The sequence below is a fragment of the Dietzia sp. Cai40 genome (assembly GCF_014145165.1).
In the GTDB taxonomy this organism is placed as follows: Bacteria; Actinomycetota; Actinomycetes; order Mycobacteriales; family Mycobacteriaceae; genus Dietzia; species Dietzia natronolimnaea.
Genome location: NZ_JAALEB010000130.1, coordinates 1 through 9,694, shown reverse-complemented (window position 1 = coordinate 9,694; position 9,694 = coordinate 1). Strand labels below are relative to the sequence as shown.

Here is a 9,694-nt window from a genome sequence, read left to right as displayed (position 1 = left end):
GGCGACCGCGTGGGGACTGGCGTGGGTCGCCGTGGGGCGCACCGAGGGCCGTTTCGAGTCCGGGGCGCTGGTCTGGACCGCCGCCGTGGCCTCAGCCGTGGTGCTGGTGGTGGCCGTCGTCAACTGGCTCCGGGTCCGCCGGGCGACGCCGCCCCGTCAGGACGCCAACCGCCTCGGCAGGTCCTGAGGCGGGTCGTGCCGGGCGCGCACCTCGTCGACGATCCGGTCGCCGAGGATCTCCATCGGAGACCTGCCGTCGGGTCCGGGTTCGGAGTACTGCGCGGTGTACGCGCGGTCCTGGTACCTGAGCAGCGCTGCGCGGGCCTCGTCCAGTCGGCGACCGAACACCATGGGCCACTCGGCCGGGTGCTGCAGCACGTGTAGTCGCATGGCGAGCTGGGTGCGGGACTCCGGGAGGTCCTCGAGCACCCCGCGGTACACCTGATCCGGGGTCAGCGGGGAGTCACGGACCGCCGCCCGGAGGAGGCTGTCCCTCTCGATGCCGCTCAGCGGGTCGCCGGGAACGGAGACCCAGAACGTCCGGTCCGGAACCGGGCCCACGCGCCTGCCCGCCACCCCCTGGCCGCCCGGGTCGCCGGTGCCCGGCAGCCACCGGTCGCGGGGACGCAACGGGTCCGAGAGCAGGCCGACGGCGAGCACCCGGTCAAGTTGCTCGGGGTGGGCGTCCAGCCAGTCGTGGATCACGCGGCACCCGCAGCAACACCCCAGGAGGACGATCCCGTCGGACGGGTGGAGACCCACGAGCCGGGCCAGGTCCGCCACACCGGCGGCCGAGGCGGCGTCCCAGCTCCGCGGACGGTGGAGGCGGGTCTGTTCGGGCTCCGGCCACTGCACCCGGACCGCGGCGCGGGCGCCGAGGCGGAAGGTGAGGTCGTCGACGAAGGCGTCCATCACCCCGGAGGACCGGCGATACGCCCCCTCGCCGTCGGCGATGAGAATCCTCATGATGGCCACCCCTCTGGCGGTCCGCGATCCAGGGGGTCGGCCTGACGCGGTACATGCCTGTCCGCTGAACGTAGGACAGCTATGTAGTCATGTCAATAAGTTTTCATTGATACCTCGTGTTGGCGACCAACGCCCTTCCCGGCCCCGTTCACCTCACTAGTCGGCACTCGCTCGCCCTCGGACTCGGCGCGGTCGCGCTCTGCGTGGGCGGGGTCGGTGATCTGGGCCCGGCGATGGCCCTACCGATGATCAGCCTGCTGGGCCTGACCTGCTCGGCGCTGCTCGAGCGACGCTGGGCGCCACGGGTTCACCTGGTGACCGCCCTGACGGTCCAGGTGTGCACTGCGGCGATCGTCTTCGTCACCGTCGCGGTCCTCACCACCGGCATCGCGATCGACCCGACGGCCCGGTTGGCGGGTTCGCTCGCGTGGCTGGTGGTCCCGGCCGGGCTCGGGGGTTACGGGGCGTACATCCTCGCCCTGCGCACCCTCGGCGCCACGCGCACGAGCATGCTGCTCTACCTCACCCCTCCGGTATCGGCGATCTGGGCGTGGGCGATGCTCGGGGACCGTATCGGGGCACCACAGGTCATCGCGATGGGGCTGGGGATCGTGGCGGTCCTGCTCACGTCGAAGTCCGGCAGCGGCGGCCGGTCGGTCGCCGACTCTCCGACCAGCCCGGGCGTCGTCCCGGACACCCCTGGCGTGGTCCCGGGCCGGGATACTCCGCGGCCGGACCGGCCACGACCTCCAGCGCACTCACATGCCGGCGGCGGGGCGGCCCCCGGACGTCTCCCCTAGGTGCCGCAGAACGTGACGTGGGGGGAGGCGTCGGGCGGGGCCGGACTGGCGTACCGCTCCAGTCCGGGACGTTCGGTGTAGGGATCGGTGACGACGACGAGGAGTTCGGTGAACGGCCCGAGGTCTCCCGCCGTGGCCGCGTCCAGGGCCTCCTCCACCAGGTGGTTACGCGGGATGTACACGGGATTGGCGGTCTCCATCACCTCGACCGAGGGACCCAGAGCACGCCACCTCGCCAGCCACCCGTCGGCCAGTTCCCCCACCAGCCCGCGTACCGGCGAGGTGTCGCCCGCCGCGGCCGGGATGAGCGCGCGGAAGAACGACGTGTAGTCGACGCGGGTCGCGGTGAGCAGCCGCGAGAGTTCCTCCAGTAGCGGCTCGGCCGCCTCCGACCCGGCGTCGTCGCCCGACCCGGCCGCCTCGCCCGAACCGCCCGGTCGGCCCAGCGCAGCGGGAAGTCCCAGCTTGGTGCGCATCCCCGCGGTCCAGGCCTCCTGGTAGCGGGCGGGGAACGTCCCCAGTGAGGCTGTCAGCGCCTCGACGGCCGCGTTCTCGTCGTCGTCGACCAACGGGATCAGGGTCTCGGCGAACCTCGCCAGGTTCCACTGCAGGATGGGCGGCTGGTTGCCGTAGGCGTAACGGCCCTGGGTGTCGATCGAGCTGAACACCGTGGCGGGGTCGAACTGCTCCATGAACGCACACGGGCCGTAGTCGATGGTCTCGCCGGAGATCGTGGTGTTGTCCGTGTTCATGACCCCGTGGATGAACCCCAGCAGCATCCACTGCGCCACCAGGGAGGCCTGGGCGTCGAGGACGGCGGCGAACAGCGCGAGGTACGGGTTCTCCGCGTCGGCCGCCTGCGGGTAGTGGCGCGCGATGGCGTGGTCGGCGAGTCTGCGCACCAGCTCGACGTCGCCGGTGGAGCGGGCGAACTGGAAGGTGCCCACCCGCAGGTGGCTGGCCGCCACACGGGCGAGCACGGCGCCCGGCAACGGTTGCTCGCGGTACACGGCCGCCCCGGTTCCGACCACCGCCAGCGCCCGCGTGGTGGGCACACCCAGAGCGTGCATGGCCTCGCTGATGAGGTACTCCCGGAGCATCGGCCCGACCGCTGCCAGACCGTCGCCACCACGGGCGAACGGCGTGCGGCCGGAGCCCTTGAGGTGCAGGTCGCGACCGTCCGGTAGCTCGCCCATCAACAGGGCCCGTCCGTCGCCCAGTCGCGGGGAGTAGCCACCGAACTGGTGTCCCGCGTACGCCTGCGCGACCGGGGTGGCGCCGGAGGGGACGTGGGTTCCGGTCAGCAGGCCCAGGCCCTCGTCTCCCCGGAGGTAGGCCGGGTCGATGCCCAGCTCGGCGGCCAGCGGCTCGTTGAGGGCGAGCAGGCGCGGCGTCGGCGCCTCGGCCGCCTTCCATTGCACCCCGAGATCGGGGAAGTCGCGGGCGAAGCCATCGGTGAGCCGTACGCCGGGCCGCTCCTGGGAAGTCATGCCGTCAACGGTACGTCTCCGTCGCGGGGTGCCCCGGCCGGCCGCGTAGGTTCTCCGCGTCGGCACCGAGACGCCCGAGATCCGCGCGCAATGCCGCGATGTCCGCCGACAGCCGGCTGACCTGAGCTTGCGTGGCCGCCTGGTTGGCCTCGTCCACCTCGCTGACCCGGTCCACGATCCACGAGGCGAGAGTGGCCGTGACGACACCCAGCAGGGCGATCCCCGCGAGCATCAGACCAGCCGCGATCACCCGGCCCATCGGGGTCACCGGTGCGATATCGCCGTACCCGACGGTGGTGACCGTGACCACCGACCACCACAGCGCCTCACCGTAGGTCTCGATCGATGAGCCCGGCGCCCCGCGCTCGGCGTCCAGCATCGCCAGGGACGACACGACGAGCAGGACCGACGTCGACCCCGCGGCGTATGCGATGACCTGGCCGCGCACGGCCGTCCCCGCCGAGCGGTGCATGACGCTCAGCAGCATCACCAGGCGGAGAAGGCGCAGTGGCCGGAGCATCGGCAGCGCGATCACCACCACCTCGTACCAGTGCGTGAACAGCCACCGGCCCCGTGGCTTCGCCAACACCAGGCGCACCACGAAGTCCACCGCGAAGAGAACCCAGGTCCCCACGATCACGACCTCGGTGGCAACGCCCCCCGCGCCGACCGGGTTCACCAGGACCGAGACCGCGTAGGCGATGAGGAAGGCCAGGGCTGCCCCGATCAACGGCCATTCCGTCAGTTCCGCCCACCGTTTTTCCGTCACCGTTCGATGATGACCGATCCGCGGCGCCCACGGCGGACGAAGTGACGGCACGGTTACCGATCAGCCGATCAGGTTCTCTCCGGCGAGAACAGGGCGTACATTCCAGACAATCGGGGACTCGACCCGTCGATCGGCAGATGTAGAGCGACGAGTCGACGTCCACGCCATGCGTCACCGACCGGAACCGAGGTTGCACCATGACGGCCAATGCGGTGGGCTTCGCGCTACTCATACTCGGGTTGGCGCTGCTGATCGGGAAGATCATCCGCGTCAAGGTGGGGATAGTCCAGTCACTGTTCCTGCCCAGCTCGATCGTCGCCGGGGCCCTGCTGCTCCTGTTGGGACCAGAGGTGCTGGGCCGGTTCGGGGGGCCGTGGGGAGAGAACGGCCTGTTCACCGAGCCGATGGTCGAGGTGTGGTCCTCGTTGCCGGGGCTCCTCATCAGCGTCATCTTCGCCACCATGTTCCTCGGACAGAAGCTGCCGACCGCGAAGCGGGCCGTGAAGCTGGTGGGCCCCCAGCTCTCGCTCGGCGTGTCCCTCGCCTCCGGGCAGTACGTCGTGGGTCTGCTCCTCGCGGCCCTCATCCTGGTGCCGACCCTGGCGGCCGCGCCGATGACCGGCGCGCTCATCGAGATCGGGTTCGAGGGCGGCCACGGCACCGCCGCCGGCATGCGCCCGGTCTTCGACGAGCTGGGCTTCGGCGAGGGCGCCGACCTCGCCGTCGGATTGGCCACCGTGGGCATCGTGGGCGGGATCGTGATCGGCATCGCGTTGATCAACTGGGCCGTGCGCACCGGGAAGACGGAGATCATCACCGGGAGCGCCAAGATGTCCATCGAGGAGCAGAAGGGCCTCTTCCGCGAGGACGAGTACTACTCCGCCGGCAAGATGACCTCCCGCCCGTCCTCCGTCGAGCCGCTCTCGCTGCACATCGCGATCGTCACGGTGGCGATCCTCGTGGGGCTCGCGATCCTGGAGGGTCTGCGCTGGATCGAGCAGGCGACCTACGCGTCGGTCATGCTCGACGAGAACACCCCGTTGGAGATCTTCGCCTACGTCCCCCTCTTCCCCATCGCCCTCCTCGGCGGCGTGATCGTGCAGTACGTCGCCACCAAGGCCGGGTTCGCCCACGTGATCGACGCCCAGATCATGCTGCGGATCCAGGGCTGGGCGCTCGACTTCCTCATCGTCGCCGCCATCGCCACACTGTCCCTGCAGGCCATCGGCGAGAACATCGGCGTCTTCGTCATCCTCGCGGTCGCGGGAATCGTGTTCAACGTCGCCGTCTTCCTCCTGCTGGCCCCGCGGATCATCGGTCGCTACTGGTTCGAGCGCGGCATCGGGGACTTCGGACAGTCCATGGGCGTCACCGCGACGGGCCTCATCCTGATGCGCGTGGTCGACCCGCAGGCCGAGAGCCCCGCCTTCGAGGCGTTCGGATACAAGCAGCTGGTCTTCGAGCCGTTCTTCGGCGGTGGACTCATCACGGCCATGGCCGTGCCGATCATCTTCCTCACCGGAGTGTGGCCGCTGTTCTTCGTGATGCTGGCGGTCTTTCTCGTGGCCGTGCTTTCCGGATTGTTCTACTTCCGGCCCAGGGAGATGAGGGACCGGGCGGAGTGGGAGAAGGAGAAGTCCGGCGCCGAGGAACCCGCGCGCGAATAGGCCCTCGACTCGTCAGCCCCGTGGCCGCAACCCGGCCATCGCCCTCACGTCGGACACTAGGATTAAGGAAACCCCACTTCCGGACCGACCCCAGGAGGACCCATGCGGAAGAAGTCGTGGAGCGAGCTGTCCGATGGTCAGAAGGCCACGATCCTGACACTGATGTCCGTGCAGGTGTCGCTGGCGGTCACGGCGTGGACCGATCTGGCGTTCCGGCCCGCCGAACAGGTGCGTGGAAGCAAGGCCAGGTGGGCTGCCATCATCGCGGTCAACTTCATCGGACCCGCCCTCTACTTCGTGCGGGGGCGGCGGAGATGACCACCCGGGGACGGGCGGGGCTCGCCGCCGGTGTCCTCCTCGTCGTCGTCCTGACCCTCGGCGCGTGCGCCGCGGGACCCAACGTCGACGTCTCCCCGGAGGGCCTCGGTTTCTGGTGGGGGCTCTGGCACGGGCTCATCCTCCCGGTGACCTTCATCATCTCCCTGTTCACCGACACCGTGACCATCTACGAGGTGGGCAACAACGGCAACTGGTACAACTTCGGATTCGTCCTAGGAATCGCGTTGTTCTCCGGCCCCGCGATGGCGGGCTCCCGCCGCCGTTGACACCCGGCACCTCCGGGGGAACCATCGCGCCCGCGCGACCGGATCCGGCCCGGCACCCGAACCGCGGTCGACGGTGCGGCCGCGGTCGCGCATGATCTCGTCCAGTCGCCCTTCGTCCAGGCCGGACCATTCGACGTAGTCGTCCCACTCGCGCCCGGTCATGACACGGAGAGACCGGAGAGCAGGACGAGCCGCGTCCCCACCGGGTCCACCACCCGGGGCGGTCTGGCTCCGTTCTCGTCGACGATCACGCTCGGCGGGGTACCGATCACTTTCTCTCCTAGGGTCGCGGCGACTGCGATCTCGTGAACGCTAGTTCACCTAGGCCGCGATACGGCCGCCGCGCACGCCAATTCACCTGGGTGAAATGGCACGTGAATCGCCAGCTCGAAGCCGATTGCAAAGGCTTCTCCACGCCCCGACCCCGCCCGGAATCGGAGTTGAACGAGCAACCTGCTTCTCGCGGATGGCCGCGGTCGGGCGCTCAGAGCAGACCGAGCCTCCGGGCCTCCTCGACCGCTGCGCCCCGGGACCGGGCGCCGAGCTTGCGGTACACGGACCGGAGTTGCGACTTGACCGTGTTCACGCTGACGAAGTGCCGGTCGGCGATCGCGGAGATGGACTCACCGGTCTCGAGACTTCGGAGGATCGCGTGCTCGCGCTCGGTGACCTCGGTCGCCGTATGCGGCGACGAGGGGGCGTCGGAGCCGGTCCGGTGGGCGGACACCGGGAGTTCAGGGCCCAACCTCGCCAACTTCGCGATCGTCTCGCGGGGCAGCGTGGTGAACGGGCGGACCAGTCCGGTGAGCGCGGACGTGGTGACGGCGCGCTCCAGGTACCGCACCGCCTCCTCCCGCGCGGAGAGTCCGAGCGACGCGGTGGCGCCGACCAGGGACAGCTCGACGGAGTCCCGCTGGGTCACGCGGAGATCCCCGTGATGGCGCCTGACGATCTCCAACGCCCCCTCGTGATCGCCCTCGTACACCCTGATGCGGGCCCGGGCCGGCGCGGTGAGCGGATGGGACGAGGCACCGACCAGCTCGGTGGCCGCGTCCGACCCACCCAGCGCCAGGTGGAGGTCCGCACGGACCGCGTCGAGCAGTGGCCCCACCACCGCGCCATGTCCACACAACCCCGGGAACCGCGCCATATGGTGTTCGACGTACCTGAGCCCGTCGGCGGCGGTGCCGGTGCTCAGGGCGATCTGGCCGTACACGTAGAGCGCGAGGCCCCACAGCTCCTCGCGGTCCGCCGGGGCTCCCAGGTCGGTGATCAGACCGATGGCAGACTCGGTGTCCAGGCGGTCGAGTCGGGACAGCGCCGCCCCGATCATCCCGGCGGGCCGGACCACGAGCTCCGAGTCGCGCGGCAGTTGCGGGTGCTGCCGTTCTGCATCCCACCAGGTACCGGCGTCCGCCGGGTGCCCCAGGAGGGCGTGCGTCAAGGTGAGCTTGCCGGCCGCGTCCCGCTCGATGAAGGTGCCGGTTCCGAGCCGGTGGGCCCGGCGGAACATCCGTGTGGCGTCGTCGAACCGACCGACCAGGAGCAGGGTCAGGCCCAGGTGGAGGAAGACGAACGCGGGGCCGTCCCGTTCCGTCCGGGTCGACGTTTCGACATCGGGGACCGGTATCCGGCTGAGTCGGCTGTGCTCCGATGCGGCCGCCTCGAAGCGGCCGTCCATGCGCAGCGAGAGCATCCGCATCAACCGCGCGGCATCGTCCGACTCGTCCAACTGGTCGGAGGACGTCGCGATGTCGGGTGCCGGCGCCGGACTGTCCTTCGGTGCGGAGAACTGACCGTGCATCCTCCGCAACGTGCCGAACAGTGGTTCGCTCTCCAGGACGTCGGCGGGTATGCGCCTGAGATCCCCGTCCATCTGCAGGAAGTTCGTCGTGTAGAGGGTCTTCCAGTGCTCGCGCAGGATCTCGCGTACGCGGTCCCAGTGCTCGGCGTCGATCGCGAGGACGAACGCGGCGTGCGGGTCGCCGTGCCGGAGCCAGTGGTTCGCCAGCGCGAGCCGGGTCTCGCGGAGATCCTCCGGGATCTCGGTCGCCGCCAGGCGGAGGATCGATGCCCTGACCGGATCCGGGTAGGCCCAGGTGGGCTCGGATTCCTCGGTATCCCGGACGACGAGGCCGAGCTGTTCCACCGCGGCGAGCCGGTCGGCCATCGCGCCCGGCCTCACGGCCGGCCCCTCGGCGACCCCGTCGATCGCGACCGTGGCAGCCGCCGGCGTCAGCGGCGTGGCCACCGCTGTCCGGAAGATCTCCTCGCGGCGGCCGGCCAGCGCGGGATCACCGGCCAGGACCCGGAGGAGGACGCGGTCGATCCCGGCGCGGATCCGGTCGATCGGGTCCCCTCGGGTCGAGGCGTTGCCCGACAGCGCGGTCAGGGCGGCTTCCACGAGACCGGCGAGCCGTCCGGTCTCGGCGGCGAGCGACCCCAGCGGGATCCGGTTGAGAGTGCGGACGCCCGCGAACTCGAGCGCGGCGGCGAGCTCGGTATCCGTGAGCATGAGGTCCGCCGGGGTCACGAGCACACTGTCCGCGGGCATTCCGGGCGATCGGTGCCATTGGATCGCGGTGCGCGTGGTGGCGAGGACACGGATTCCGTCCGGTGGCGCCTGCAGGAGGAGATCGCGGACGTGCCCCTCCGGATCACCGGAGAGGTGGAGGTCGTCGAGAATCACGGTGAGGGGGCCGGGCCAGCATCGGACCAGGTCCCTCACCTCCTGGTAGGGATCACCCGACGGCTCGACGGGACCACCGGCCGACCCGGCCTCCGGGACCGCGCGGCCGACGGGGCCCTGCGCCGATCGGAGTGAGGTCACGACCGACTGCCAGTAGCGATCCCCGGTGAGGTCCGGGGCGGGGTCGATGATCCCGACCGTGGATCCACCGGATGAGGAGCCGTCGGACAGCCACTGCGCCAGCAGGGTGGTCTTGCCCGAGAACCGGGGGCCGTGGACCACCACCAGGCGGTCAGGTCCCGAGAGCATGTCCATCACTCGTGCACGCGGGGGGACCCCCGAGGCCGGGTGACGCGGGGAGAATGCGGCGAAGCCGGGGCCGGGGTCGGGTTTGGGCTTGGAGCCGCGAAGGGCCTCGCTCGACATCAGCCCCCCACTCCTGTTCTCGCAACCGGCATTACACGGCGGTCGAAGACGACCCTCGCCTGTCCGGCGGGGTTCGTCAAGGCATTCCGTGGGGCTCGGATGATGCGGTGGTGCTCCCTGCGGACGATCGCCCCGACATGGACAGGGTTCCCCGGAAGGCCGACCCCGTCCACGAGGACGGCCCGGGCCACCGGACGAGATCGCCGAGGGCACCTGGTGGGCCGTCGGCGGCCTGCTCGTGGGCGCGCTGGTCGCGGGACTCGCCGGCGGCGCCGGAGCACG

At 70.5% G+C, this 9,694-nt stretch carries 9 protein-coding genes and 1 pseudogene; 5 read left to right on the top strand and 5 right to left on the bottom strand.

From position 1 onward, the window contains the following. A pseudogene (locus G6022_RS05990) lies at positions 1-187 on the top strand (tryptophan-rich sensory protein); the annotation flags it as partial. Here the strand turns inward: G6022_RS05990 and G6022_RS05985 are convergent. Beyond that, positions 157-966 carry a hypothetical protein gene (locus G6022_RS05985; RefSeq protein ID WP_182691169.1) on the bottom strand — a complete coding sequence of 270 codons (810 nt, stop codon included), beginning with the start codon at positions 964-966 and terminating at the stop codon, positions 157-159. The pseudogene G6022_RS05990 and the gene G6022_RS05985 sit on opposite strands and share 31 nt — an antisense overlap. A gap of 116 nt (positions 967-1,082) precedes the next feature. On the opposite strand from G6022_RS05985, the gene G6022_RS05980 reads away from it, so the two are divergent. Beyond that, positions 1,083-1,766 carry a DMT family transporter gene (locus G6022_RS05980; protein WP_182639056.1) on the top strand — a complete coding sequence of 228 codons (684 nt, stop codon included), beginning with the start codon at positions 1,083-1,085 and terminating at the stop codon, positions 1,764-1,766. Here G6022_RS05980 and G6022_RS05975 read toward each other — a convergent pair. Continuing rightward, complete coding sequence (locus tag G6022_RS05975) at positions 1,763-3,256, bottom strand: protein adenylyltransferase SelO (RefSeq protein ID WP_182639054.1); 1,494 nt, start codon at positions 3,254-3,256, stop codon at positions 1,763-1,765. The genes G6022_RS05980 and G6022_RS05975 overlap by 4 nt on opposite strands. A gap of 4 nt (positions 3,257-3,260) precedes the next feature. Beyond that, positions 3,261-4,025 carry a two pore domain potassium channel family protein gene (locus G6022_RS05970; RefSeq protein ID WP_182639052.1) on the bottom strand — a complete coding sequence of 255 codons (765 nt, stop codon included), beginning with the start codon at positions 4,023-4,025 and terminating at the stop codon, positions 3,261-3,263. A gap of 197 nt (positions 4,026-4,222) precedes the next feature. Between G6022_RS05970 and G6022_RS05965 the strand changes: the two genes are divergently transcribed. The 3 genes from G6022_RS05965 (at position 4,223) to G6022_RS05955 (ending at position 6,297) form a co-directional block, all read left to right on the top strand. After that, a complete protein-coding gene (locus G6022_RS05965; RefSeq protein WP_182639050.1) occupies positions 4,223-5,692 on the top strand; it encodes a sodium:glutamate symporter in 1,470 nt (489 codons plus the stop codon). Positions 5,693-5,794: 102 nt separating this feature from the next. Then, a complete protein-coding gene (locus G6022_RS05960; protein WP_179523808.1) occupies positions 5,795-6,010 on the top strand; it encodes a PLDc N-terminal domain-containing protein in 216 nt (71 codons plus the stop codon). After that, positions 6,007-6,297 (top strand): hypothetical protein, encoded by a 291-nt coding sequence (locus G6022_RS05955; RefSeq protein ID WP_017838311.1) that lies wholly within the window; start codon positions 6,007-6,009, stop codon positions 6,295-6,297. The genes G6022_RS05960 and G6022_RS05955 overlap by 4 nt, the downstream gene beginning before the upstream one ends. 484 nt (positions 6,298-6,781) lie before the next feature. On the opposite strand, the gene G6022_RS05950 is transcribed toward G6022_RS05955, so the two are convergent. Both G6022_RS05950 and G6022_RS16675 read right to left on the bottom strand, forming a co-directional pair. Further along, entirely contained in the window at positions 6,782-9,412 is a 2,631-nt protein-coding gene (locus tag G6022_RS05950; protein WP_182691167.1) for a LuxR C-terminal-related transcriptional regulator, read from the bottom strand. Between the two features lie 76 nt (positions 9,413-9,488). Continuing rightward, on the bottom strand, positions 9,489-9,694 hold a 206-nt coding region (locus G6022_RS16675; RefSeq protein ID WP_206682205.1), incomplete at its 5' end, for a hypothetical protein.